Source organism: Mameliella sp. CS4, from assembly GCF_019392335.1.
Lineage (GTDB): Bacteria > Pseudomonadota > Alphaproteobacteria > Rhodobacterales > Rhodobacteraceae > Antarctobacter.
Window position 1 is genome coordinate 1 of the sequence record NZ_JAHXRQ010000135.1, and the last position, 278, is coordinate 278.

Genomic DNA, 278 nt, shown 5'->3' on the forward strand with positions numbered 1-278 from the left:
GCAATCGCAGCAGCCCACCCGCGCACTTGCAATAAGCAGATGATCAACACGCCTTCAACGATGATAAGAGTTCCCCATTGTTGAGCGGTTATCAACGCAGCATCCGAAATGGTGGCTGTATTGGCAACTTCGTCAATTGCTTGGCCGAAAATCGCATATCCAAAACGAACAATTGCGATGGACAATATGTAAATCAGCGAGAAGTTAAGCATTTTGCTGAACCAGCTCATTGTCCATTGACGCGTCTGCTCGAAAAATATGAATCCGATCAGTATTGG

1 protein-coding gene is annotated in these 278 nt (G+C 46.0%); it reads right to left on the reverse strand.

Annotated elements, in window-relative coordinates; genetic code table 11:
• On the reverse strand, positions 1–230 hold a 230-nt coding region (locus KZZ07_RS26845), incomplete at its 3' end, for a type IV secretion system protein (protein ID WP_255564625.1).
• Between the last annotated feature and the right edge of the window lie 48 nt (positions 231–278).